General features: G+C 62.0%; 23 protein-coding genes, 2 tRNA genes and 1 pseudogene. 16 read left to right on the plus strand and 10 right to left on the minus strand.

Annotated elements, in window-relative coordinates; genetic code table 11:
- From B9A15_RS22480 to B9A15_RS06010, 3 genes and pseudogenes are all read right to left on the minus strand, one after another.
- Positions 1–775 (minus strand): annotated as a pseudogene (locus B9A15_RS22480) (IS3 family transposase); the annotation flags it as partial.
- Between the two features lie 347 nt (positions 776–1122).
- Positions 1123–3102, minus strand: coding sequence for a DUF6538 domain-containing protein (locus B9A15_RS06005; RefSeq protein WP_342170269.1), 1980 nt, complete (start codon positions 3100–3102; stop codon positions 1123–1125).
- Between the two features lie 106 nt (positions 3103–3208).
- Positions 3209–3283, minus strand: a tRNA-Gln gene (locus B9A15_RS06010).
- A 235-nt stretch (positions 3284–3518) separates the two neighbouring features.
- On the opposite strand from B9A15_RS06010, the gene B9A15_RS06015 reads away from it, so the two are divergent.
- The gene (locus B9A15_RS06015) at positions 3519–4529 is read left to right on the plus strand and encodes an MBL fold metallo-hydrolase (protein WP_084409152.1); all 1011 of its coding nucleotides are present in this window, start codon (positions 3519–3521) and stop codon (positions 4527–4529) included.
- Positions 4530–4575: 46 nt separating this feature from the next.
- Here the strand turns inward: B9A15_RS06015 and B9A15_RS06020 are convergent, their stop codons facing one another.
- A complete protein-coding gene (locus tag B9A15_RS06020) occupies positions 4576–5520 on the minus strand; it encodes a DUF1499 domain-containing protein (protein ID WP_084409153.1) in 945 nt (314 codons plus the stop codon).
- Positions 5521–5756: 236 nt separating this feature from the next.
- Here B9A15_RS06020 and ettA point away from each other — a divergent pair, with 236 nt between their 5' ends.
- The 5 genes from ettA (at position 5757) to B9A15_RS06045 (ending at position 11429) form a co-directional block, all read left to right on the plus strand.
- Positions 5757–7406, plus strand: coding sequence for an energy-dependent translational throttle protein EttA (gene ettA / locus B9A15_RS06025; RefSeq protein WP_084409154.1), 1650 nt, complete (start codon positions 5757–5759; stop codon positions 7404–7406).
- 200 nt (positions 7407–7606) lie between these two features.
- Positions 7607–7933 carry a carboxypeptidase-like regulatory domain-containing protein gene (locus B9A15_RS06030; RefSeq protein WP_084409426.1) on the plus strand — a complete coding sequence of 109 codons (327 nt, stop codon included), beginning with the start codon at positions 7607–7609 and terminating at the stop codon, positions 7931–7933.
- A 503-nt stretch (positions 7934–8436) separates the two neighbouring features.
- Positions 8437–9927 carry a sensor histidine kinase gene (locus tag B9A15_RS06035; RefSeq protein ID WP_084409155.1) on the plus strand — a complete coding sequence of 497 codons (1491 nt, stop codon included), beginning with the start codon at positions 8437–8439 and terminating at the stop codon, positions 9925–9927.
- Positions 9908–10306 (plus strand): response regulator, encoded by a 399-nt coding sequence (locus B9A15_RS06040; RefSeq protein ID WP_084409156.1) that lies wholly within the window; start codon positions 9908–9910, stop codon positions 10304–10306. Before B9A15_RS06035 ends, B9A15_RS06040 begins: the two co-directional genes overlap by 20 nt.
- Positions 10307–10787: 481 nt before the next feature.
- Positions 10788–11429 carry a DedA family protein gene (locus B9A15_RS06045; RefSeq protein WP_084409157.1) on the plus strand — a complete coding sequence of 214 codons (642 nt, stop codon included), beginning with the start codon at positions 10788–10790 and terminating at the stop codon, positions 11427–11429.
- A 208-nt stretch (positions 11430–11637) separates the two neighbouring features.
- Here B9A15_RS06045 and B9A15_RS06050 read toward each other — a convergent pair whose 3' ends face one another.
- Entirely contained in the window at positions 11638–12246 is a 609-nt protein-coding gene (locus B9A15_RS06050) for a GcrA family cell cycle regulator (protein ID WP_084409158.1), read from the minus strand.
- Between the two features lie 423 nt (positions 12247–12669).
- On the opposite strand from B9A15_RS06050, the gene B9A15_RS06055 reads away from it, so the two are divergent.
- Genes B9A15_RS06055 through B9A15_RS06065 form a run of 3 tightly spaced genes read left to right on the plus strand, consistent with a single transcriptional unit; the run spans position 12670 to position 15882 of the window.
- Positions 12670–13887 (plus strand): aspartate aminotransferase family protein, encoded by a 1218-nt coding sequence (locus B9A15_RS06055; protein WP_084409159.1) that lies wholly within the window; start codon positions 12670–12672, stop codon positions 13885–13887.
- Between the two features lie 26 nt (positions 13888–13913).
- Positions 13914–14852 (plus strand): ornithine carbamoyltransferase, encoded by a 939-nt coding sequence (gene argF, locus B9A15_RS06060; RefSeq protein ID WP_084409160.1) that lies wholly within the window; start codon positions 13914–13916, stop codon positions 14850–14852.
- Between the two features lie 4 nt (positions 14853–14856).
- Positions 14857–15882 (plus strand): Hsp33 family molecular chaperone, encoded by a 1026-nt coding sequence (locus B9A15_RS06065; RefSeq protein ID WP_084409161.1) that lies wholly within the window; start codon positions 14857–14859, stop codon positions 15880–15882.
- Positions 15883–16005: 123 nt separating this feature from the next.
- Here B9A15_RS06065 and B9A15_RS06070 read toward each other — a convergent pair.
- A tRNA-Ser gene (locus B9A15_RS06070) sits at positions 16006–16099 on the minus strand.
- Between the two features lie 178 nt (positions 16100–16277).
- Here B9A15_RS06070 and B9A15_RS06075 point away from each other — a divergent pair.
- From B9A15_RS06075 to B9A15_RS06090, 5 genes are all read left to right on the plus strand, one after another.
- Complete coding sequence (locus B9A15_RS06075) at positions 16278–16622, plus strand: hypothetical protein (protein WP_084409162.1); 345 nt, start codon at positions 16278–16280, stop codon at positions 16620–16622.
- Positions 16623–16712: 90 nt separating this feature from the next.
- Positions 16713–18683, plus strand: a complete 1971-nt coding sequence (locus B9A15_RS06080; RefSeq protein WP_084409163.1) for an AAA family ATPase — start codon at positions 16713–16715, stop codon at positions 18681–18683.
- Positions 18680–18847, plus strand: coding sequence for a hypothetical protein (locus tag B9A15_RS22880; protein ID WP_170923185.1), 168 nt, complete (start codon positions 18680–18682; stop codon positions 18845–18847). Before B9A15_RS06080 ends, B9A15_RS22880 begins: the two co-directional genes overlap by 4 nt.
- A gap of 71 nt (positions 18848–18918) precedes the next feature.
- Positions 18919–19320: a hypothetical protein gene (locus B9A15_RS06085; protein WP_139798231.1), complete on the plus strand. Its 402-nt coding sequence runs from the start codon at positions 18919–18921 to the stop codon at positions 19318–19320.
- Positions 19321–19326: 6 nt separating this feature from the next.
- Positions 19327–20289 (plus strand): metallophosphoesterase, encoded by a 963-nt coding sequence (locus B9A15_RS06090; RefSeq protein WP_084409165.1) that lies wholly within the window; start codon positions 19327–19329, stop codon positions 20287–20289.
- 66 nt (positions 20290–20355) lie between these two features.
- On the opposite strand, the gene B9A15_RS06095 is transcribed toward B9A15_RS06090, so the two are convergent.
- From B9A15_RS06095 to B9A15_RS06105, 3 genes are all read right to left on the minus strand, one after another.
- Positions 20356–20625, minus strand: a complete 270-nt coding sequence (locus tag B9A15_RS06095) for a hypothetical protein (protein ID WP_084409166.1) — start codon at positions 20623–20625, stop codon at positions 20356–20358.
- Positions 20626–20749: 124 nt separating this feature from the next.
- Positions 20750–20920: a hypothetical protein gene (locus tag B9A15_RS22885; RefSeq protein ID WP_170923186.1), complete on the minus strand. Its 171-nt coding sequence runs from the start codon at positions 20918–20920 to the stop codon at positions 20750–20752.
- A gap of 64 nt (positions 20921–20984) precedes the next feature.
- Entirely contained in the window at positions 20985–21764 is a 780-nt protein-coding gene (locus B9A15_RS06105) for a phage regulatory protein/antirepressor Ant (RefSeq protein ID WP_084409168.1), read from the minus strand.
- A 536-nt stretch (positions 21765–22300) separates the two neighbouring features.
- Between B9A15_RS06105 and B9A15_RS06110 the strand changes: the two genes are divergently transcribed.
- Together B9A15_RS06110 and B9A15_RS06115 are read left to right on the plus strand one after the other, a co-directional pair.
- Positions 22301–23758 (plus strand): sensor histidine kinase, encoded by a 1458-nt coding sequence (locus B9A15_RS06110; protein WP_139798232.1) that lies wholly within the window; start codon positions 22301–22303, stop codon positions 23756–23758.
- A 32-nt stretch (positions 23759–23790) separates the two neighbouring features.
- Complete coding sequence (locus tag B9A15_RS06115; protein ID WP_084409170.1) at positions 23791–24153, plus strand: DNA-binding transcriptional response regulator; 363 nt, start codon at positions 23791–23793, stop codon at positions 24151–24153.
- Here the strand turns inward: B9A15_RS06115 and B9A15_RS06120 are convergent.
- Entirely contained in the window at positions 24150–25286 is a 1137-nt protein-coding gene (locus tag B9A15_RS06120) for a GGDEF domain-containing protein (RefSeq protein ID WP_084409171.1), read from the minus strand. The genes B9A15_RS06115 and B9A15_RS06120 overlap by 4 nt on opposite strands.
- Positions 25287–25309: the final 23 nt, after the last annotated feature.

Raw genomic sequence — 25309 nt, forward strand, 5'->3', positions numbered from 1 at the left:
TCGACTATCAGCCGATCCAGTTCGCGGGCGACGCGGACGCCGGACAGCGAGGTGTCGGCAATCAGCGCCAGGTTCTCGCGGGTGCAGTCGTCGACGATGGTGAGGATCCGGAAACGGCGCCCGTCCTCGAGCTGATCGGCGACGAAGTCCAGCGACCAGCGCTCACCCGGCACCAGCGGCACCAGCATCGGCGCTCGGGTGCCGATCGCCCGCTTGCGGCTGCCGCGGCGGCGTACCGCCAGCCGTTCCTCGCGGTAGAGCCGGAACAGCTTCTTGTGATTGACCGTGTGGCCCTCGCGCCTGAGCAGGACGTGCAGGCGCCGGTAGCCGAAGCGGCGGCGCTCCCGGGCAAGAGAGATCATCCGCTCCCGCAGATCCCTGTCATCGGGGCGGATGGAGCGATAGCGGATCGTCATGCGGCAGCAGCCGATGGCTTTACACGCCCGCCGTTCGCTCATCTCGTGGCGCTCCATGAGGTGAGCGACGGCTTTCCGCCTGGCAGCGGGCGTCACCACTTCTTTCCCAAGAGGTCCTTCAGCGCGACATTATCGAGCATCACGTCGGCGAGCATGCGCTTCAGCTTGGCGTTCTCGTCTTCCAGCGACCGCAGCCGCTTGGCCTCCGAGACCTCCATGCCGCCGAACCTCGCTTTCCATTTGTAGATGCTGGCGTCGCTGACGCCGTGCCTGCGGCAGAGCTCGGCGACCGGAACTCCGGCCTCGTGTTCCTTCAGGATGCCGATGATCTGCTCTTCGGAGAAACGGCTGCGCTTCATGTTCTGGTCCTTATTGATCGGCCAGAACGAACTTCAACCTGGATCAAGCCACAGGGGCAACGTCACTTCAGCCGCCTGCGGGTGAGTTTGGCGAAGAAGCCTTCCATCGCGTTGAGGCATGAGGAGGAGGTCGGCGTGAAGTGAAGCAAACGGCCGATTTCGCGCTCAAACGCTCGAAAGTTGCCGGTCCGCTTTCTTGAAGAGTTTCGTACGCCTCACGGCGCCCGAAACTCTTCAAGAAAGCCGAATGGCAGATTTTCGCCAATCTCGCTCTGGAGCTGACCGTCCGGTATCGGCCCATTTGCGTCTGTATGTAACGCGGTTTGCTCAGGCTGCGAGGTCTTTTGCTACGCCTTGGCTTTTGCTTTCGCTGCCCTGCTCCACGGTGCAATGGCCTTCTCTTCGACCCATGGGACTAGTCTGATTGCGTGCGGCGAAAGATGCGCTGTCACGATAGGCACCTTCGAAAGATCCTCGAGCTGGTTCACGACGTCGGCGGGATTGCAGTAGCGTTCTGTCGTTTCCGTCTTTCCACCATGTCCCATTAGGTCCGCTCGGAACTCGGCGTCGACACGCATCTGTTTCAGTTCATTGTTGAAGAAATGACGCGATTGGTGGAGCGTGAAGCCGCATGTCTGAAATGACGGGCGAAGTTCGTCGTAAAGGCGGTCTCCCAGGAGACTGTGGCTTGAGGGGGAATGAAGGTCGGGAAACAGCCGACGATATCCAAGCTTTCTGATCGCGTCGACGTAATCGAGAAAACTCAGGCGGATGAGTTCGGGATGAAGAGCCAGGTTCCGAACCGACTGGGGATTCTTCAGCCTTCGGAATTCATTTAAGCAGAGATGAATGTAGGGATGGTCGCCGTTATCGGTTATGATGTCGTCGGCGGACAGGCCGCAATACTCCTCGCGTCGCATCCCCTGATAGTTGGCAAGCAGGGGGCCGAAATAGGCCGCGCGGTGGAATATATGCTCGCCCAGTTGATGCATGTCGTCCCAATCGCCGCATCCGGTGAAGACCGGTTGGTGAAAGAGCGTTTCGATCTGGATCCGGGTCGGCACAGGCCGGTCGTCGCGGCCACGTTTGTTTTTCCGCGCACGAAGCTCCGTCAGATCTAGCTGCGGGTCGATAGCAACGCCAGCCGACTTAGCCCGGCGCAGAAGTTGGCCGATAAAGGTCAAGTGCCGGTTCCGGGTCGCACCGGAAAGCCCCCGTTCGGTTGACGGCCTTTGTTCGCTATCCTTCCGCAGATCGGCAATTGTCCGATGCCTGTCTTTCGGGCTCTTCCCGTATGTTTTGTGCAAAATCCTCAGAAAAATTTCGAAAGCATCAAGATGATGTTGTCGAAGTTCGGCGAGGTCGTTGACGCCTGCCTCTTCAGTGAGGAAACGCCCGAATAGATCGAAGATCATCCTGGCCTGGCGAGCGGTCTTTTCGTCCCAAACCTCATCTGCAAGCTTCTTCTCGATCAGCTTGGTGCTGATTGCGATCACGCTGCCCGTGTGTGCCGCCGCCGTTTTCATCGAAGGGGTCGGCGATGGTCGAGAGGGCGGGGTGGAAGTATCCCCTCTCGCCGGTCCATTTTCTCGAAGCTCCGAGGTCGTCCTCGATGCCGGTCGGAAGCCTCTCTCTGCTTCGGAAAGGCCTTCTGCTTCAGGTGCAAGCGCGCAGATCTCCGCATCGAAATCGAAAGGATCGTGGCGATAGCGCTCGTCCGTCTTCAGAAGCGCTTCGGCCAGGGCCCTTAGATAGATCGGCTGCGCTTTCGCTTTCGTTGCAGCCGTGACCTCGGCACCGGTTTCCGTGATAGCTTCGGCGAGACGAGACGCCGATGGTGTCGCCTCGCCACTTGCCTTCATACGGTCAACAGTAGCTGTGACGCGCTCGATCTCCTCCTCGGACAGGCCGACCTTCGCAAAGCGATCTCGAGCATCCTCATCCACGGAAGCATGCAACCCTTTCCGAGAAAAGTGCTGATACGCCCATCCCGTCGCCGTCTCTTCCTGGATCTCCTGCGACGGCATAAAGCCCCGTTCGCTTCGTGCGAAGTCGGCGAGAAGGGCGAGCTTTCGACGATGCTGCTCGAATGTCTTGCGGAAGAGCGATTGCAGCTGCTCCCGCGTGATCTCTGGAAGTACGCTCATCAGCAACTCGGCAGCCATCTTGTTGAGGCAAGCCCCGAGATATCGAGCCTCCTGAGGATCTCGGGTTCGAAGGCTTAACTTAACATGCGTCAGACCGATTCGCTCGGCGAGCCTATCTGGCAGGCGCTTGCGCCAGTAGTACACGGCGCCTCGTCGTTCGAGACCTGTTGCGAACCCCATCTCACACTCCGTGTCACACGGTTGTGTCACAGTCGTGTGTCCCACTTGGCGGAATGGCTCCCCAGCTGGAACGGATCGATCGCAATTTCAATCACTTAGCTGGCTTTGGCTGGGGCGGCAGGATTCGAACCTGCGAATGGCGGCACCAAAAGCCGCTGCCTTACCGCTTGGCGACGCCCCAATGGGCCGCTGGGTCTGTCTCGACCGGACCGGCGCCGGCACTCTATAGACAATGCGGACCGCGCTTGTAAATCGCCGATCGCACAGGCTTTGGGCCGCCAGGCAAAAAAGACTGCGGTTTCCGTTGCCGAACGGGCGCGGCCCTTGGTCGCTTGATGGGACATGGTCGACTGGCGGGGAAGGGAGGCGTTGCGCGTGTTCAAGCGCTGCGCTGAAGTGAGTGAGAGGGAGGCGATATGCCGCCGGAAGCGATAGGCAAGACCGACGTCAGCGAGATTGAGGGCGTTCTGCGGGTCACGGCGCCTAATGCCGGTCCGATGACCCATCGCGGAACGAACAGCTATATCATCGGCACGAGCCGCGAATGCGTCATCGTCGATCCGGGTCCCGCCGATCACGCCCATCTTGCCGCCCTTAAGACCCATGTGGGCGAGCGGCGCGTCGAGGCGATCCTTCTCACTCATTGGCATCCGGATCACAGCGCTCTCGCAGCTCAGGCGGCAAGCATGTTCGATGCCCCGATCTTCGCAGGGACGGGGGAGGGCGCCGCCGCTGCGCAAGCTCTGATCAGGCGGGGTGACCGCCCGGCGAAGGATGGGAAGGACGTTGGCCGATCAACGCCCGCTTCGTCTGAGTCATCGACACGACCGGGCGATTTTCTTACAACGGATGAGCCACGCGTCTTGGCATCGGACATCGCCGACCGACCGGCCTATGATGTCGCCCGTCGTCTCTCGGGCGGTGAAACGCTTTTCCTCGCGGGGCGCGGTATCGAGGTTGTGGCAACGCCCGGCCATACGGCAGACCATCTTTCCTTCGCACTCGGCGATTCGGGCCTTCTTCTGACCGGCGATCACGTCATGGGCTGGTCGACGACGGTCGTCATTCCGCCGGACGGGTCGATGGCAGCCTATCGGGCGTCCCTCGATCGGTTGCTCAGTCGCGATGATCGGATGTTCCTACCCGGCCATGGCGATGCGGTCGTCAAGCCGAAGACCCTGTTGCGGGCGGTGATCGCCCATCGTGGTCAGCGGGAGTGGATGATCCGTGACATCTTGGCCGAACGGCCGGCGATGATCGAAGACCTTGTCGCCCAGCTCTATGCCGGGCTCGATCCAACGCTGAAGCCGGCCGCCGCTCATTCCATCCGGGCTCACCTGGTCGAGCTTTTCGAGCGTGGCGAGATCGATGGCGACGATCCGGTAACCCGCGACGGGCCGTTCCGGCTTCGCGCGATAAGGGGCTGATGGCCGCGTCTGGCCGCGATCTTGCACTCTATCGGCGAAGGCGAGTCTAAAATAGCGACAGACTCTCCTCGCCTGCCATCTCGAAATTCAGTTGCTGGAGAAAGGCTTCGATGAAGCGGCGATTCTGGCCGAGATCAATGCCGGTCTCGCGTGAAACCGAGCGCAGATCGACGAAGGTTTCGTCGCCATTGCCGGCGATGCGAATGGCGACGTCGCTGGGCAGGGCGAAGATGAAGTCGCGGGCGACTGCCGTGACGCGATAAAGATTGCGCTCCGGTAGCGAGAAGGCGGCGGCGCTCGCATTGGGGCTGTCGATCTCGGCGCGAGGTGTCGGGATCGGGATTGCGCCGCTGTCGTGAATGACGCCGAGCGGTCCCCCGCCACTTTCCTGGCCGGGTTCGCCGGCGACGATCTCTTCGACCTCCCAGCCAAGCGCTTTGAGCGCATCCTCGACCGCTGCCGCGATTTCGACCGGCGCTGCGTCATAGCGGGCGGATGGAAGCACGCTCGGATTGGCGCTGGCGCCGAGCATCGCAAGTCGGCCGCTTGGGCCTCTCAGGAAGGCATCAGCGGGGCTTGCCGGGCGAAGGGGGGCGGCATTGGAGACATCGATCGCCGCAAGGCCTTCCGTCGCGGCGGAATTGGCGCGGGGGTTCGAAGTGCCGATCAGAATGAGGACCAGGAATGGCGCCAGGGCAAGCGTCGAAAGAATAGCCGCCCGCAAGGCCGCGCCGCCGCCTCGGGCCGCTTGGAACCATGCACTGGCAAGGCCGGCAAGCGAGACGACCAGCGCGCCGAGCGCCAGCGCGAAAGCGAGAAGAAGGACGGCGATCAAGGCTTGCGGGGTGATCCCACCGATCCGATAGACCGGAATGCCCACCAGCATGAGAAGCAGCGCGAAACCGGCTGCGCGCGCCGCAAGATTCGCAAAGCGAACCCTGCCTCTGAGATAGTGGCCCTGCGGGGGCAGCGTGACGACGGATCGGGACATGCGCCTCTTCGAACAAGGTTTTTCAGTTTGAGCCGGGCCCAGAATGCGGCGTGCCGCGCCGAGGCGCAAGGCTCGAAGCGTCGCGTTGGCGCAACGGATGAGCGCGCCTCTGGCTGGCGGCTCTCAGGACGTTGCGAACATCGCGAGCCGCCTGCATCGTTGCGGCCAAGCGATCGATGGCTTAGAGACGGCCTAACTTTTCACCTCATTTCGATCGACGGAGCATAAAGCGCGCCATGGCACGCCAGTTCATCTATCACATGTCCGGCCTTACCAAGGCCTATGGGAACAAGAAGGTTCTCGACAACATCCATCTGTCCTTCTACCCCGATGCCAAGATCGGCATTCTCGGCCCGAACGGCGCGGGTAAGTCGACGCTCCTGAAGATCATGGCCGGCAAGGACACCGAATTCACCGGCGAAGCCTGGGCAGCCGAAGGCGCGACCATCGGCTATCTGCCCCAGGAGCCGCAGCTCGACCCCGACAAGACGGTCATGGAAAACGTGATGGAGGGTGTCGCCGACAAGCAGGCGATTCTCGATCGCTACAACGAACTGATGATGAACTACTCCGACGAGACGGCGGAGGAAGGTGCCAAGCTCCAGGACGTCATCGATGCCCAGAATTTGTGGGACCTGGAGAACCAGGTCGAGATGGCGATGGACGCGCTGCGCTGCCCGCCGGCCGACGCCAATGTGGTCAACCTGTCGGGCGGTGAGCGCCGCCGCGTGGCGCTCTGCAAGTTGCTTTTGTCCAAGCCCGACATCCTGCTCCTCGACGAGCCGACCAACCATCTCGACGCCGAGACGATTCTGTGGCTCGAAAAGCATCTGCGCGAGTATGAAGGCTCGGTGCTGATGGTGACCCACGATCGCTACTTCCTCGACAATGTCACCGGCTGGATTCTCGAACTCGATCGTGGCCATGGCGTGCCCTACGAGGGCAACTACTCGGTCTATCTGGAGAAGAAGCAGAAGCGCATGGCCCAGGAGGGCCGCGAGGACGACGCCCGCATGCGCGCGATCAGCCGCGAGCGCGAATGGATCCAGCAGGGTGCAAAGGCTCGCCAGACCAAGTCGAAGGCCCGTATCCGCGCCTATCAGGAGCTGGTCGAGGCGGCCGAGAACCGCAAACCCGCCGATGGCAAGATCGTCATCCCGACCGGCGAGCGTCTCGGCAACAAGGTGATCGAGGTCGAGAACCTCACAAAGAGCTTCGGCGATCGCGTGTTGATCGAGAATCTCTCCTTCAAGCTGCCGGCCGGCGGCATCGTTGGTATCATCGGCCCGAACGGCGCCGGCAAGTCGACCCTGTTCAAGATGCTTACCGGCCAGGAAGAGCCCGATTCCGGCAAGATCGAGATCGGCGAGACCGTCGATCTCGGCTATGTGGACCAGAGCCGCGACGACCTCGACGCCGACAAGAATGTCTGGGAGGAGATTTCCGGCGGCGTCGACATCATGAAGCTCGGCAAATACGAGATGAATTCCCGAGCCTATGTGGGCAACTTCAACTTCAAAGGCCCAAACCAGCAGCAGAAGGTCGGCACGCTCTCGGGCGGCCAGCGCAACCGCGTGCATTTGGCCAAGATGCTGAAGTCCGGTGCCAATGTCATCCTGCTCGATGAGCCGACCAACGATCTCGACACCGAGACGCTGACCGCGCTCGAGGATGCGCTGGAGGAATATGCCGGCTGCGCCGTGGTGATTAGCCACGATCGCATGTTCCTCGACCGGCTCGCCACCCACATCCTCGCCTTCGAGGGCGACAGCCATGTGGAATGGTTCGAAGGCAATTTTGAAGACTATGAGCAGGACAAGATCCGGCGCCTTGGACCGGAATCGGTCAACCCGAAGCGCCCGACCTATAAGCGCCTGACGCGCTGAGCCGATCAGGCAAGAAAGACACGGCGCCGCCAGTCGAATGGCGGCGCTGTCGTCGTTTTGCAGGCCGCTCGCCGGCTTGACGCTGATCTGCGATCGACCTTGAAGAGACCCGTTCTCGCGGGAAGCGCCATGATCTATTCTGGCGCGGCACAAAGATGCCGGCGATCATGTCGGTCATCGATCGTCCGAGAGGGTCCCAGATGAAAGCCGCTCACCTTTGCCTCGCAGGTCTCGTCCTGTCCTGCGCGGTCTCTGTCGACAGGGCCGATGCTAAGCCGGCGCGGTGTTTCTCGACCGATGACGGCTATTTCGACTGCGATTTTCAGGCGACGGATCGCGATGGAAGCTTTTCGATCGAGGGGCCGGCCGTGAGCTATTCCCTCGTGGTCGAGAGGCCCGGCTTTGCCTCGGCTTTCGTCAATCTGGGGGACCGGAACATCTCGCTGCCGGGCCTCTATGTCCGCCAGACGACAGATCCGGCATGCTGGGCCAATCCGGAAACCGAGACGAAGATCTGCGCTTGGTAAGGTTCGGACAGAGGGCGTTCGCAAATGCAACGTATTGGCCGTGACCGCCCGCAGGAGCTTTGTCGATCGAGGGCCGGGCATGACGCCGATCCGTCTTTCAGCCTTCTCGATCAACCTCGCCCCTTGCCCCGGCGCCTCATCAATCCATAACATCAGGTGAGCGTTGCCGAGAGATCCGTGGGCCCGACAAAGCCTTGGGTTGGTCAGCGACGTGGATCATCGGAGCAGGGGGTGGCCCAGGCGGCCCGCAGAGGGCTCCTTGACGTTGAAATGACGTGTCGTTGTCGGGAAGGCGATCGGCTTCCGGCAGCAGCATAGGAAAGGCGACAGTCAATGCGCCGGCAGGCGGGGTCGAAGGCAATTGACGATCGGTCGAGTGGGGGCGGCGAGGAATTGCCCGGACCTGGCGTAAATCGACCGCTGATCGAGGAGAGCGTGACTGCGGCGAAGCTCTCACTGGAATGTGTCTGCGCGACTTCGCGCCTGGCGGCATATAGGCCGGCATGACCGGGTTTGACTACGAACGGCTGTTTGCGGCTCTTCCGCAGCCCCATGCCCTTTTCGACAAGGAGTTGCGCTTCGTCGCGGCCAATGGAGCGCTTGAAGCGTCTTTGGGTCTCGATATAGCGGAGTTGCGTGGGCAAAGCGTGTTCAACGTCTTTCCCGATGGCGGTGAGGCGGGCGATCGTCTTCGCCTCTGTCTCGACCGGGTCCTGCAAACCGGCCGGCGCAGCTCGATCGCGTTTCTGCGGCATGACGAGCCGACGCTGGAAGGGGCTGCCGGCGAGACGGGAGCGCGCTATTGGAGCTTCACCTGCTCGCCGATCCTCGATGCCGCAGGGCAGACGGAATTCATCGTCGCCTCCATCGCGAATGTGACGGAACTGGCCGAGCGGGCAGAAGGATTGGGGCGTTGGCCACTCCGGGTCGTGCCGAGCGAGGCGGCGCTGATCGAGAGCGCGAAGGACGTCGAAGAAGCCTATCTGGAGACCGCGAACCAAGTCGACGAGTTTCGCCGCCTGTTTCGCCAGGCGCCGGGCATGGTCGCCGTTCTCGATGGGCCAGGTCAGGTCTTCACTTTCGTCAATGACAGCCTGTCTCGCTTTGTTGGAAAGCGTCCGCTGCTCGGGCGCCCCTTCCCCGAGGCTCTGCCGGAGCTCGCCTCCCAAGGGTTCGCCGACCTCTTGGCGACGGTTATCGAAACAGGTCGCCCCATCGCCGGCGAGAGCGCGCATATGAGCTTGCGGCGCTCGGCCGAGGACGAGGCGCCCACCGAAATCTATTTCGACTTCACCTGCAATCCTCTTCTGGACGAAGAGGGCAAGATCACCGGCGTCTTCTTTCAAGGCGCCGACCGGACCGAGGCGGTGCGCGCGTCCCACCGGCATCGCATTCTTGTCGACGAGCTCAACCATAGGGTCAAGAACACGCTGTCGACCGTCCAGGCCATGGCGCGCCAGAGCTTCCGCAACATCCAGGATCCCGCCGAAGCCCAATATGCGTTCGAAGCGCGGATCATGGCGCTCAGCCAGGCCCATAACGTTCTTTCGGCCAGGCGATGGGAGTCCGCCGGGCTATCGGTTCTACTGGCTCGCGAATTGTCGGGATTTTCGCCCGACCGCGTTTCGGTCAAGGGGCCGAATATTATGCTAGAATCAAAACCGGCGATCGCCTTGGCGATGGTCTTCCACGAGCTAGCTTCCAATGCCGCACGCTATGGCGCCTTGCGCCCGGACGGCGAAGGGACCTTGAATATCGATTGGAAAATAGAACATCGTGAAAATAAGCGCGTCCTTCATTTTAGTTGGAATGAATTCGCGCCTCATATCCGCCCCGAGCCCTTGAAGCCTGGTTTCGGCATCAAGGTCTTGAAACGCATCGTCGAGGGAGAGCTGGCCGGCTCGCTGTCTCTCGACCTGAAGCCGAAGGGCCTCGCCTGCCGCCTTCAGGTCCATTTGTCTGGGATGGGAGACATTGAAACGTCCGTCGCTTGAAAGCTCGAAGGAACGGTTCGACGGCTTACGCGTCTTCATCGTCGAAGATGAAAGCCTGATCGCCATGCAGCTCGAGGATATGTTGCTCGATCTCGACTGCGAGGTGCTTGGACCGGCCATGCGCTTGAAATCCGCCCAACGAATGATGGACGAAGGGCTTGAGGCCGACGTCGCCATTCTCGACGTCAATCTTGGAGGAGAGACGGTCTTTCCGCTCGCAGAAAGGCTTCGGGACGGCCAAACCCCGATCGTCTTTGCGACCGGTTACGGACGACAGGGCGTTCCTGAAGAGTGGCACGTCTATCCGATCCTCCAAAAGCCTTACACGACCCAGCAGATCGAAGAAGCGATGCGGCGGGTTGTCTGGCCGGTCGCGTAACTTCGCCCCATGCCCGACCTATAGCCGAAAGGGCCCGGCCCGTTTTGCGGGCAGCGCTTTTCAGCCTTCCTCTGGCTGTTGCGCGCCCGGCTGTCGTGACGGCCTACCACACAGGCGAAAACCACCCGAGAATAGACGCCGTTTGAGCTTTGCGCCGGCATTTTTTGCGGTCACTTCCAAGCGAATCCGGTCGAACCCGCTCAATCCCAGCCCCATATGCTCAGCCAGGATCCGGTCTGCCGCCTTCGGATCGGAACGAAAAGCGGTGGGTCGCGCTTGTGATACGGGATTCGGCTGATTCAGACTAATCCCGTATCATAGCCCGCGCGGCGTTTGAGCGTCTTGGAAATCCGTATCGCGAAGCGATCAAACGGATTTCGTATGAGGCGAGACGCGTTCGAGTGAGCGAAGCGGGCGGATCAAATGGCGGCGCGGTATCGCCTATCGCCACGGGACGAGTAAAAGGACAAGCGCACAGCCGATGGATGCTTTCGTCAACAGCCTGATGGACACGTTGGGACCGTTTGGTATCGCCCTTCTGATGTTCCTGGAAAACATCTTCCCGCCGATCCCGTCCGAATTGATTATGCCGCTCGCGGGCTACGAAGCTGCTTCCGGTTCGATGTCGATTGCAGCGGTGATCATCGCCGGCACGCTTGGGTCCCTCGCCGGCGTCGTTCCCTGGTACTATCTCGGCAAGGCCATGGGACTGCGCCGAACCAAGGCCTTCGCCGACAAGCACGGCCGTTGGATCACCATGGGCGCGGACGATGTTGAGAAGGCGAGCGACTGGTTCCAGCGGCATGGGGCAGGGGCCGTCCTGTTCGGACGATTGGTTCCAACGGTCCGCACGCTGATTTCGGTTCCGGCCGGCATCGCGCGCATGCCACTCTGGCAATTCCTGATCTATTCCGCCATCGGCAGCGCCGCCTGGACAACCCTTCTCGCTATGGCCGGCTATCTCTTGGGCCAGCAATATGAGACGGTTCAGGCCTATGTGGGGCCGGTGTCGAACGCGGTGCTCGTCGCAATCGTCGCGGCCTATGTCTACCGTGTCGCCACCTTCGGCAAACGCCAGCGCCGCAAAGCGGAGAAGGCCGAGGCGAAGACGGCGGAAGGTTGATTGGTTGAGCGCCGAACGATGGCGGGATGGGCCTTGTCGGGGCCCGTTGTTTCACGGAGTCAATTCAGAGCCGCGAGATGTTCTGTTCGGGCGATGTCGATGTCATTCGGCGCGACCTGTTCCAAGCGTCCATGATCGTCAAAACGCGTCGGGCGGGTCGACCATTGGTCGAACCCGCCCGAAGAGATCGATCTCGCTTCTTTGATTGTCAGCGAATGCGGCGCCGTTCCACGGTCTGGAAAGCGAGCTTCGCGTGGAAGCTGCAATAAGGCGAGGCGTCGGGTGCGGTGTTGCCGCAGAAGTGGAAATCATCGTGGAGAGGATCGCCGACGGGCCATTTGCAGGTCCGCTCGGTCAGTTGGACAAGCGATAGCTTGCGCGCGATCGGCACAACCTCGCCGCTCGGCCGTGTCTCCTGGACCTCTTCGATATCGGCCTCGAAGTCGACGTCGTCGCCCGGTTCCATCTTCAAAGCCGTTGCGCCCATGGTGCGCGGCATTGCCCGCGACATACCCCCGCCAGACGAGACCAGCCGCGCCGGGACGACCATCTCAACGGTCTCTTCGACCGTCTCCAGACGCGGTTCGGGGGTCTTCTCGACACGCTCTTCGGTCTCAGCCTCGACTTCGACGGGCGTCTCCACCGATTTCGCGTCGATGACGCTCGTCTTGCCGCGCGACTCCAGCTTCAGGCGATGCACTTTTCCGATAACGGCGTTGCGGCTGACGCCGCCGAGGCGATCGGCGATCTGACTGGCGCTGAGACCTTCCGACCACAATTGCTTCAAGAGATCGACCCGCTCATCGGTCCAGCTCATGGCACGTTCCTTTCGGCGCTCATGCGCGACGGACTCTAACCGGGCCAAGCGGGGAGGATCGCCGGGCCGGGGCAATATCTAGAGACTGCTTGGTTCTGCCGCACAAGATATGGTAGTTTAACAGTCAATTTAGCTACGGCTCCCGCGCAAGACAAGAGCGTAGGCGGGCCCAAGATCGGAGGCTGAAGGCTTTTCCCCAACCTTTCGCAACAATTCTGGCCCCTGTTGCACAATGCGCAAAGGCTTGGCATTGCCCGCGTTTCGTTGACAGTGGCGCCTTGCAGCGTGGTATAGACGGTGTGAACGCGGCCATATATGGACCGAAACATTGAAGCCTGCCCTCGCGGCAGGCTTCAATGTTTCGGTCGATCGTTGCGATCGACCGTGACGTCATCCGCTCTTTTCAGGATCAGCCAAGTCGCCATGCCGCAGGAAACGCAGCCCTCTTCGCCGATATATCCCACTTACAATCGGGCCGACCTCGCCTTCGAGCGCGGCCAGGGTGTCTGGCTGGAGACGCGCGACGGGCGACGTTTCATGGACTGCGCCGGCGGCGTCGCCGTCAACGCGCTGGGCCATGCTCATCCCCATCTCGTTCAGGCGCTGAAGGATCAGGCCGAGAAGGTCTGGCATGTGTCGAACCTTTTCGAGATCCCCGGTCAGCGTCGGCTGGCCGAGCGGCTGTGCGGGGCCAGCTTCGCCGACAAGGTTTTCTTCACCAATTCCGGCGCCGAGGCGCTGGAATGTGCGATCAAGACCGCGCGTCGCTATCATTATGTGAATGGCGCGCCGGAGCGCACGACGATCCTGACCTTCGAGGGCGCCTTTCATGGTCGGACCCTTGCGACGATCTCCGCGGGCGGACAGGCGAAATATCTGGAAGGCTTCGGGCCGAAGCTTCCCGGCTTCAAGCAATTGCGCTTCGGCGATCACGACGCCTTGCGCCTTGCCATCGCCGAGCCGGACGTTGCCGCCGTCCTGATCGAGCCAATCCAGGGGGAGGGCGGTATCCGCCCGGTTCCCCCGCAATGCTTGACGGGCTTGCGCGAACTCTGCGACGAGCGCGGCGTGCTTCTAATCTATGACGAGGTGCAGACCGGCATCGGCCGCACGGGGCGCTTCTATGCCTATCAGCATTCGGGTGCCGCGCCGGACATTCTCGCCTCCGCCAAGGGCATCGGTGGCGGCTTTCCGCTTGGCGCCTGCCTTGCGACGGAAGCCTGCGCCAGCGCCATGACGGCTGGCACCCACGGCTCGACCTATGGCGGCAATCCGCTGGCCATGGCGGTGGGTAACGCCGTTCTCGACATCGTTCTCGAGGACGGCTTTCTGGACAAGGTTCGCGACACGGCGATCCTCTTCAAGCAGTCGCTCGCATCGCTCACCGACCGCTGTCCCGACGTTGTTCAAGAGGTGCGCGGTCAGGGCCTGTTGATCGGCCTCAAAGCCGTCGTGCCGAATGGTGATCTCGTCGCCGCTTTCCGCGAGGCAGGCCTCCTCTCCGTTCCCGCCGGCGACAATGTGGTGCGCATCCTGCCGCCACTGATCATCACCCCGGAAGAGGTGCGCGAGGCGATGGATCGCATTGAAACCGGCGTTGCCTCCCTGTCCGCCGAATCCCGTCGCCAGAAGAGCGCCTGAGACCGAGATCTGGATCGATCAGTCCCATGACCAAGCATTTTCTCGACCTGTCCGCCGTTTCGGCTGGCGATCTTCGCACCATCATTAACGACGCGGCCCAGCGCAAGGCGCTGGGAGCGGCGGGCCCGAAGCCGCTTACTGGCAAGGTGCTGGCGATGATTTTCGACAAACCCTCGACCCGCACGCGCGTTTCCTTCGACGTCGCCATGCGCCAGCTCGGCGGCGAGACCCTTTTCCTGTCCGGCTCCGAAATGCAGCTCGGCCGGGCCGAGACGATCGCCGATACGGCGCGCGTCATGTCGCGCTATGTGGATGCGATCATGATCCGCACGACGGCCCATGACCGGCTTCTCGAAATGGCGGAATACGCCACCGTTCCGGTGATCAACGGCCTGACCGACGACACCCATCCCTGCCAGATCATGGCCGATCTTCTGACATTCGAGGAAAAGCGTGGGCCGGTCGCGGGCAAGACCTTTGCCTGGACCGGTGACGGCAACAATGTGCTCTCCTCCTTCATCGAGGCCTCGGCGCGTTTCGGCTTTCGGCTGAATATCGCGACCCCGGACGGCTCGGAAGCCGATGAACGTTATCTCGACTGGGCTCGCAAAGAGGGCGCCGAGATCCTAACTACCAAGGACCCGGTTGAGGCCGTCAGCGGCGCCGATTGCGTCGTGACCGATACCTGGGTGTCCATGGGCCGCGAGGATAGTGCTCGCGGTCACAATGTCTTCATGCCCTATCAGGTCAATGAGAGCCTGATGGCGCATGCCAGCCCCGAGGCTCTGTTCATGCATTGCCTCCCTGCCCATCGGGGCGAGGAGGTGACGGATGCCGTGATCGACGGCCCCCAATCGGTGGTCTTCGACGAGGCGGAAAACCGTCTTCATGCACAGAAGTCGATCATCGCCTGGGTGTTCGATGCGGTGAACGAGAGTGTCGCGGGCCCCATTCAGAAGGGCTGAACCGATGGCTGAACACGAAACGACGCTGGCGGAGATGACCCTGGCCGGCGACGACGCTGTCGTGCCGTTCCATGTGGAGCCGCTCGATGCGCGCGGGCGCGCCGTCCAGCTCGGGCCGATGCTGGACGATATCCTGGCGCGCCATGACTATCCCGAACCGGTGGCTCGGCTTCTCGCCGAGATGATCGCTCTCACCGTGCTCCTTGGCACGTCGCTTAAATTCGACGGCAAGTTCATCGCCCAGACCCAGACGGATGGACCGGTGGATCTGCTTGTCGTCGATTTTTCGACGCCGTCTGCCGTGCGGGCCTATGCCCGTTTCGACGATGAGCGGATTGCCGAGGCCGAAGCAAACGGGGCGACGAGTTCGCCCGAGCTTCTCGGCCATGGTATTTTGGCGCTGACCGTGGATCAAGGCACGCATATGCAGCGCTATCAGGGCATTGTGGAGCTCAATGGCACCTCGATCGAGGAAGTCGCAGAGTCCTATTTCCGCCAGTCGGAACAGATCCCGACGGCGGTCAAGCTCGCGGTCGCCAAGATCGCGCGAAGGGGCGAAAGCGGCTTCGTCGAGACCTGGCGCGCAGGGGGCCTTGTCGTCCAATTCCTGCCCGATGCGCCCGATCGCATGCGCATGCCGGACCTTCCCGGCGGCGATGCACCGGACGGTGCGGAAGAGGTCGAGGATACGATCGAATTCGACGATACCTGGCTCGAAACGCGAGCGCTCGTCGATACGGTCGAGGTCTCCGAACTCACCGATCCGGAAGTCGGCGTCGAACGCCTTCTCTATCGGCTCTTTCACGAGCGCGGTGTGCGCGTCTTTCCGTCCAATCCGGTGGAGGACGACTGCTCCTGCTCGCGCGAGCGCATCCAGAGCGTTCTCGACAGCTTCAGCGAGGAGGAATTCGCCGAAAGCATCGAGGACGGCCATATCCATGTGACCTGCGAATTCTGCGGAGAGACCTATGAGTTCGATCCGGCCGAGTTCGACAAGTCCACGGAAGACGAAACCGGCTTGAAGCACTGACCAAATTGGAACATGGCGGCGTGGGTCACCCTGGCCAACGTCGCCACTCGTCCGGCCCAATGACGCAGCTCAAGCGCCGTGGAACGGCCGGGCGCGTTGGATGTATTCGGTGCGGCTTGGAAATGGTGGGCAGTGACGGGCTCGAACCGCCGACATCCTCGGTGTAAACGAGGGAGCGCGCCACGCAATGCCTGCGTTTCCGGGGTTCCGGTTTCCCGAGGTTCCCGTCCCGTTCCCGGTTGCGACCGTCGTTTCGGTAGCAGTCGGTAGCAGTAACCAGTTCGTTCCCGGTCCCGAATGTCACGCACGGCTGCCATAACGGCCCGAAATGTCATCTCTGTGCGACATTCTCCGACACCCGCTCCGCTCCAGCCGCCGCCGCTATCGATGACCGCATGACTGAAGACCGCGACCCCGAAATCCGGACCGACGACCCCGCGCATTACCGCTTCCTCGCGCTCATCAAGCGCGTTGCCGGCGGCATCTACGTCGATGACACTCAGTATGTCCTCGGCGTCGCGAAAAGAACGGCTGAACGCTGGCTGGGCGGCAAGCCCGTGCCCGACCCCGTCATCGAACGCCTCGAACGCGACGCGCCCCTCGTCGAGGCGTTCGGCCGCGACCTCCACGACGTCGTCAAACGGCACCGGGATGCAGGTCTCAGCGAGCATTATATGCGGTTGAGGATGCGGCAGTATGCGAAAACGCTGTCCGAGACCGCACCGAAAGACGGCGAGTAAGGATTTCTTAAGGATTTCGCGATAGCATCGTCCTCCCGTTCCCGTCCGCATACCGGTTCTGCCGATCGCGGGCTTAATGGAGAGACTCCTATGGCGAACCGCAGCATGCGGATCGTCGGCGGCGGCATCGAAGTGCCGGTTGACGACGACATCCACGACCTCGCCTCCGAATTCCTTCACGACGAAGACGACCCTGCTCCGAATCCGGACCTGCGGCCGTCGCAGCGCGTCGCCCGCATCGTGCTTGAGCGTTCCGGTTTGATGCAGGAATTCCGCGACCGGATCGCTCTGGGCGTCCCCGGCGTCTGGCTTGTCGAGTGCGGAGCGGATGGCTGGACGAACACCCTGGTCCGGACGATCGGGAAGTCGCTGCATATTTCATTCGACCACTACCAGTGGGGACGCGGCTTCGACCTGTCGCTGCTCGCTCGCGCGGCCGAACTCGGCCGCCATATCATCATGACGCGCGACGACGATGACGATCCGTTCGACGACGAGATCCGGCTGTTCGCTCTCGCGGAATTCGACCTTCGCGACGATCGTCCTGAAGACGTCGCGCAGATCGTCTCAGATCATTTCGGACGTCAGATCGACTGGCCGGCCGACCTTCTGCCGCGCCGGATGCCGTACCATGCACTGGATTACGCACTCGTCTATGGCGCGGACGCGGCGGCCGCGGAACGCCTTGTCCGCGTCCAGATCGCCGTCGAGGAGCGGAAGCGGGCCGAGTCGGCTATCAGGCGTACGGAAGAGAAGGAAAAGGAAGCTGCCCGGAACGCTTCGCGGCGCGGAAGCGGCGCCAAGATCGATATCCTTCGGCCGACGAGCCCGCGCGTCGAGGATCTCGCGGGCTACGGCGAGGCGGCGGCGTGGGCGTCGGACCTGGTCGCGGATATCGCGGCATATCGTGCCGGCGAGATCGCGTGGAGCGAAGTCGATACGGGCGCGCTCCTCGTCGGCCCTCCCGGCACGGGGAAGACGCTCTTCGCGGCGGCGTTGGCGGCATCCTGCGACCTGCCCATGATCTCCTCCAGTTTCGGTCAGTGGGCTGCCGCCGGGGCGAGTTATCAGAGCGACACGATCCGCGCGATGCGGCAGACTTTCGAAGCCGCCGCCGCGAACATCCCGTTGTTGCTCTTCATCGACGAGATCGATTCCCTGCCGCGCCGGGGAATGTCAGCGCGGCACGACGACTACTGGCGGCCGATCGTGAACACCCTCCTCGAGTGCGTCGACGGCACGCTCCGGACGGAGGGCATCGTCGTCATCGCTGCCTGTAACGATGCGGACGGCCTCGATCCCGCGCTTCTTCGTTCGGGGCGCCTCGATCGCCGTTTCGAGATCGGGCTGCCGGATGCCCAGGCGCTCGCTCGGATCTTCGCGCACCATGCGCCCGATCTGCCGGCAGCCGCTATCGAACCGGTGGCAACCGCGCTTGCCGGGACGGCCTCGGGTGCCGACGTCGCACGGTATGCGCGCGAAGCCAAGCGTCTCGCACGCCACGCGAAGCGGCCGATCGCCGGCTCGGACATCCTCCAGGTTGCGATGCCGCCGGAGACCAGGTCGGCGGCCGTCGTATGGCGGACTGCAATCCATGAAGCCGGGCATGCGATGGCATACCTCGCGACCGGCCGTGTGCCTCTCGCGATGTCGATCATCAGCAGTGGCGGCGCGGGCGGTTACGTGGAAGGACCGCGCGATGTCGTGACCGAGCAGCGCCTGGGCGATCTTGAGAGCATGGTTCTGCCTATGCTTGCCGGCCGGGCTGCCGAGGACGTCATCTTGGGAGAGGCGAGCGCAGGCGCCGTCGGCGATCTCGAGCGCGCGACGACGGTTCTGAGCGCTGTCGAAGGCGGACTGGGTCTCGGCGGCTATCTGACGCCCGGCGGACCCGATCGCGCGAGCGTCGAAGCCCGGATCCGGAGGGTCTATGGCGAGGCGCTCATGCTCGTCCTGACGCACCGGATCGCGATCCTCGACCTCGCGCGGCTCGCGGTCGACCGCCGCGTCTTGAGTGAGGACGCGCTCCGGAAGTTCGCGAACGAGAGGGGGCTCGCATGAAGACGCTCACGGTACCGGTCGCGCCGGACATCGAGCCCCGGCTGCAGGCGATCGCCGACCGCCGGGGCATCAGTCTCGAACGCCTCATCGAGGAAGCTCTGACGACGTACGTCGTGCACGACGCTTTCGCGTTGCTGATGGGAATCGGCGAGGTCAAGCACTGATGTGGATCTCGCACTCGCGCTCCACCCGCCGCCGCCGTCTCGCCGCGTTCACTGATGCCTGCGAGGCGGCCATGCTTCACCGGCGCAACGTCGTCGCCGCGCTTGCCGACTTCTTCGTTTCGCTATCCGAACCCGGACGCCGGGCCCTCGTCGCGCTCGCCGCAGAGCCGCTTCCGGACGCCGGCGGCCGCGTCTCCAGCCTGCTACTAAAGATGTATGATGACCGGGAGGCCGATGCCATGATCCTCGTTCTCACGCCCGACACCGCGGCTCGTTTCGCGTCCGAAATTGATGCCGGGAAGCCGGATCCACATCCGCTCGCGCGCAGCGTCGTCGAAGCACTCTCATTGATGACCGAAGAAGAACGGCGGGGCTTCGGTCTTCACGCGATGCGAATTCTTGCAGAGAAGCGGCCGAGGAATCTTGCTGACGACGCGGCTATCGTCCGGCTGTCCGACTACAGAAAGGAATAAAGTCGTATGACCCGCATCCACATTCTCTCCGACATCCACGACGATATCTGCAAGCCGGCCTTCCAGGTGCCCTTCGAGGTCGAGGACGTCTCCGCAGACGTCATCGTCGTCGCGGGCGACATCGACGGCCGCCTCTCCACCGGCGGCCGCCTCCTCCTCGAACGCACGCGCCGGCGCATGCCCGACGTCCCGATCGTCGCCGTGGCGGGGAATCACGATTATTGGAGAGGTAGCGTCGATCGCGAGGTCGAACGCACGCGCGAGCGGCTCAGCGACGACGGCATCCATATTTTGGACTGCAATACGGTCGTGATCGGCGGCGTGCGGTTCGTCGGCGCGACGCTCTGGACCGACTATCAGATCACAAACTATGAGTGGCAGGCGAAGCGCGACTGCGCGGCCCGCATGAACGATTTCCGGTATGCGAAGTCGGGCACCGGCAGCGTCCGGTCGAGGCTGACGCCGGACCGTCTGCAGGCGCTGCATGCCCGGCATCGCAGGTACATCGAGGAGGTACTTTCGACGCCGTTTGAAGGCCCGACAGTCGTCGTCACGCACCACGCGCCGTCCGAAAAGTCTCTCAAGGAGGGCTCGGTCTTCGTCGGCATCGATCACACGGATGCCGCTTACGCTTCTGACCTCGAGGACGTCATGCGGGAGCATTCGCCGGCGCTCTGGATCCATGGACACGTGCATGAGGCCAGGGATTACGAAGTCGCCGGAACCCGGATTGTCAGCAATCCGAGGGGATATACGTGGCGTGCGGAGGCCAGGTACGGCGGCGGCCTGGTCAGCGAGCCGACGAATTTCGACCCGAGGTTCGTCATTGATCTCCCGACCCCGGCGCCGCGCGAAGATCGGGAGCAGAGGCCTGAAGATCCCATGGCGGCGTTCAAGGCGCTGGGCGACGACATCTCCTCCCGGCGATCGTCGCCGTCGTCGAGCGCGGCGCCGGGCTTCAGGCGCTGACGCTTACGCGCACCCTAGCGACGGTTTCGACCGCCGCCGGGGGGCTTTACGCGCACTTTAGCGACATCACCCGTGTCCGCCGGCAGCGCCCGACTGCCCGTATTCGCACCGCACGATCTCGCGGATCCGGACGACGAGGTGCTCCGCGATTTCCTTTCGGGCAGCGTCGTAATCCTGCGGACTGGTCTTCGGCCGGCCGTTCGAAATCTTTTGAAGGAGGTCCGGCGGAACCTCGAGGATCGCGAGCATGACGATCGTCCGCATGTGCATGTCGGTGTTGTCGACATGGTCGTCGAGGCGGCCGAGGGGGCGTTTGTGGCGGGCGCGTCTGGACATGGGAAAGCCTCCGATTCGATGAACCGGAGGCTAGAGAATGTTCTCGTTTTGATCCAGTCCAGAGGGTGTTAACTATTCGGACTGAAAACGGCCATCAATCCAGCGATTACAGGTGGTTGAGGTGTTAACTCTTTGCCCTCCCGCAGGCGCTGTCGAGGAGGGCGCGACCGGCTTCAGTCGGGAAGAATTTCAGGTGCCGGGGCTGATACTTCATCAAACCCCGCTCTTCGAGTTCGATCATCGCGCGAGTGCGCTGCGTCGGCATGATGAACTCGCCGAGGATGCGGCGGAGCATGATCGCGTCCGCCTGATCATCTTCGGAGTGCGAGGTCGTTCTCACGAATTCCATCGCCGTTCCCTCAGCCGACCAGTTGCAGGAGCGGCGGGAATTCCTGCCCGAGCCGCGCTAGGCCTTTCGGCGTGACCCTGACCTGGCTGACGGTCTTCTCGGACCCGTCCGACCGGGTGATCGTCGTCGTCTTGTGTTCGAGTAGACCTGACTCGATCTTGTCCTGATACGCGATATCGCTGTTCGAGCCGGTGCGCCTGTAGATCCAGCGGCGCGACCGAAGGAAATCGAACAGGAGCTTCGGACGAAGCTTCAGATCCTTGGCCGCGTCGGTGATGCAAAGCGACCCTCCGGATTCGGAAATGCGGCTCAGGGCCTGAACCTGAGGCGTCATCTCCTCGACCTTCTCTTCGAGCGCGAGGACGCGCTCCGTGTAGCCGAGAAGAACGGAACGAAGGGTCGCAGCATCGGTGAGGTCGGGTGCTGGAGCCGGGTTCGCCATCAAACGACGAAGCTCTTCCTCCATCCGGTTGAACGCGGCGATGTAGCGTTCCTTGATCAAGCCGGCCTTCTCGCCGCGATATCCCATGCAGAGAAACATGAAGCCATCGCGGGTCATCTCGATGACGGGCGTTGAGCGCTCTACGGCGCCAGAACCCTTGCAAACCAGCGTCTGTACATAATTGTACTCACGGAATTCGTCCGAGAGCACCAGCATGCGAATGTCGCGCAGCACCGTGTTGTGCAGCTTTCCGAAAAACTCCGCGACATGCATTGAATTAGTGAATACGCGCCCGTCCCTAGTGTAAAGGGTCGGCTCATGCGGTAGAATAGCCCGAGACTCGGACATGGGTCACTCCATGATCAGGGTTAGGCCCGGGCTGTCGGTGTTAGCGCACCGCCCCGGGCCGCGTCATTTTTGACGCCCCCTCATCATCCGCGAATCATAGCAAGAGTCAAGTAAGACACTGTTTTTAGTGTTGTTTTACCCCGTCACCGCATGTACAGAAAAGCGAACGATAAAAATATTTCGTTCCGTTCTTGAAGGATCGACTGACGACGACTTGGAGGAAACGACTTGCGAACGATCAGATGATGAAAACTCTTTCCAGAACGCCCGCTGACGCGCTTCTCTGATGCAGGACGACTGAATGCCTTCGAACGGGAAGCTAGTAATCTGGGAGCGTTTAAACCGGTCAGCATAATTTTAGTCTAACCTAAAAGAGAGAAAACTCCCCATTCGGCACGAGAACGCATTTCGATAGCCACGCCCGCTGTTCAGTTCGCGCCCTGTTTGTCCGTGCTTCCAATCAACAGGGACACCCGATAGGAGTCGATACCACGAAACGGAGGGCAACTAATTTGCAGGACGGGCAAGTAGCGAACGTGTCAAGCGCCGAGCGCCGTCGCTCCTCCGTGCTTGCATCGTACGGCGCGCTTGACGCCCCTCGCGAACCCGAGTTCGACGATATTGCCGCGATCGCTTCCGAGGTCTGCGGCACGCCGATCGCCGTCGTCAACCTGGTCGATACGACCCGCCAGTTCTTCATGGCAGAAGTCGGACTCGGTGTGCGCGAAACGCCGCTCGAATCGTCTTTCTGCGCGCAAGCGATCCTGTCCGAGGACATGATGGTGATCCCGGATGCGACGAAGGACCCTAGATTCGATTGTAATCCACTCGTGACGGACGAACCGCATCTGCGCTTCTACGCCGGCGCACTGATGAAGACCGCTGCCGGCGTGCCGATCGGGACGGTCTGCGTCCTCGACTATCGTCCTCGTGATCTCAATGAGAGCCAGATTCGGACGCTGCGTCTGCTTGCCCGACAGGCGATGACGCAGTTCGAGTTGCGCAAGGCCGTAGTGGAGCGCAATCGGGCCCTAAAGACGGCGAGAGAGACTGAGCGGCGCTTCCGCTCGATGGCGGACGACGCTCCCGCGATTATCTGGGTCACCGACACCGACGGACGCTGCGTTTGGCTGAACAGGGGCTGGTATGACTACACCGGAATGACGAAGTGGAAGTCGGAAGGTTTCGGCTGGCTAGACGCGGTTCATCCGGACGACAGGGAGGAGAGCGGACGAATTTTCTTCGAAGCGAACGCGAAACGCATACCGTTCTCCCTCGAGTATCGTCTTTGCCGTCACGACGGACGCTACCGCTGGGCGGTCGATACCGGCGCTCCCCGGTTCCACAACGGCGTGTTCGAAGGTTATGTCGGCACCGTGATCGACATAGAGGACCGGCGACAAGCCGAAATGCGGCGCGAGATGGTCGTCCGGGAATCGTCCCATCGTCTGAAGAATGCCTTCTCGATCATTCAGTCGATTGCCGGACAGACCTTGCGACAAGCTGCCACGATCGAGGAGGCACGGGCGACCTTGCCGGCACGGTTGCTCGCGCTCGCTTCGGCACAGGATCTCCTGTCCCAGACTGAAAACCCGGCGGCGGACGTCCGTGCCGTCGTCGAGTCGGCGATTCGTCCTTACATGACGGAAGAGGGACGGTTTCGCATTGAAGGACCGCCAGCGATGCTGTCCGGCCATCAGGCGTTCGGCCTGGTCCTGGCCGTGCACGAACTGGCGACGAATGCCGTCAAGTACGGAGCGCTCTCCGTCGCGGGCGGTCATGTCGCGATGCACTGGAATACCGATCCGGACGGGACGTTCGAGTTCACGTGGAAGGAAACGGACGGGCCACCTGTCAGCTCCCCTTCGCGACGCGGATTCGGGACGCGCCTCGTCGAGCGGACGACAGCTCTCTATTTCGACGGCACGAGCAGTCTTGATTTCGACGTGACGGGCGTCCGTTTCCGCTTATTAGGCAAGTTGCAGTCGGAGTGAACCCTTATATGACGCAGACTAAAAGACTCGGCGTGCTCGTCGTCGAAAGCGATCCGCTGCTTCTGTTGTTTGCATCCGATGCCGCTGCGGATGCCGGCCTCATTCCTTACGAAGCGCGTGACTCGGCGCGGGCTCTTCAGATTCTCAACCAGGACGAGCGAGACGATCTTGGCACGATCTTCGTTGATACAGACTTAGCCGAGCGTGCGGATGGGATGGATTTGGCATGGACGGTTCACCGCCTGCGCCCGGACATCCGGATCGTCGTAACGTCCGCTGGGAGAACGCCTGATCCGAAAACGATGCCGCCCGGCTGCATATATTTCGGGAAACCCTACAACATCTACGATTTGATGAGCTTGTTGCGCGAGGCGTTTTCAGCATCCGCTGATTAAGCGGTGACAAACGTCCGGCGGCCATGATCCATCCGTGCGTTCTCGCGGGTATCCGCGACATACAACTCTACGCGGTTCCGCCCGGCATCCTTTGCTTGGTAAAGAGCCTTATCGGCGAGCACGAACGCCTGTTCGAAGCTGTCAGCGCGTTCCGAAACGAAGGCTCCAACGCTCACCGTGACGTTCCCTACCGTGCGGCTGATATAGAAAACCTCTTCGTCGACAATTCGCCGGATGTGTTCGGCAACTGCCGTCGCGTCTCTTGCGTTCGCGCCAGGCAGCAAGACGATCATCTCCTCTCCGCCGTAGCGTGCGACAACGCCGTTCTTGGGGACCGCAGCCCGGATCGCGTTGGCGACCTGGCGCAGAATGCGGTCGCCGACGTCATGGCCCCACCGGTCGTTGACAAGCTTGAAGTTATCGATGTCCACCAGCAGTAAAGCAGCCGGTTCCTGCCGAGAAAAGACGATAGACGCGGTCTGTTCAAAGATGCGTCGGTTTCCGACTCCGGTAAGAGGGTCGGTAGTGGCCTGACTTTCCGCTAGGCGATGGGCGTGCTGGCGGCGTCCCTCTGCGGAGAGGAAGTGTCCGAGGATGATGATGCCGACACAGTTGGTGACAAGATGCGGGGCAATCATCGGCCACGGATCTATACCTGGCACGAACGCAGGAAGGAGCAGAAGCAGCATGCTCTGCCCGGATCCGGCTACGGCGAGAAGAAGAAGTGGTCCGAGATCGTATCCGCCGCTTCGCTTCGAAAGGACCGGACCCAGGACAAGTCCGGTTGCCGCAGCGGTTAAGATGACGATGATGCCGAGCGGTGCGCCTGCGCCCCCCAGCCAGAATCGGAATGCGCCTGCTGCAGCCCCTGCTACGATGGCCGCAGTGGGTCCGCCGAACGGTGCCGCAAGCACAAGGATGATGCCCCGAGCGTCCAGGATGACGCCGGGATGAAGGACGAACGGATCGAACATCGTGAAGATAGCGCCGAGGCCGAAGACGATCCCGACCGCGACTCCTTTGGTCACTACCGCCGACAGGGTCCTCGAGACGAACCCATGTGCGAGCGTGAGCAGGGCGAGGACGCCGATCCCGCGGATCAGCGCCAGGATGAGTTCGCCGATATCATCCATGCCGAAAGATGTCTCCGTTCACG

It is taken from the genome of Fulvimarina manganoxydans (genome assembly GCF_900176465.1).
Classification (GTDB): domain Bacteria; phylum Pseudomonadota; class Alphaproteobacteria; order Rhizobiales; family Rhizobiaceae; genus Fulvimarina; species Fulvimarina manganoxydans.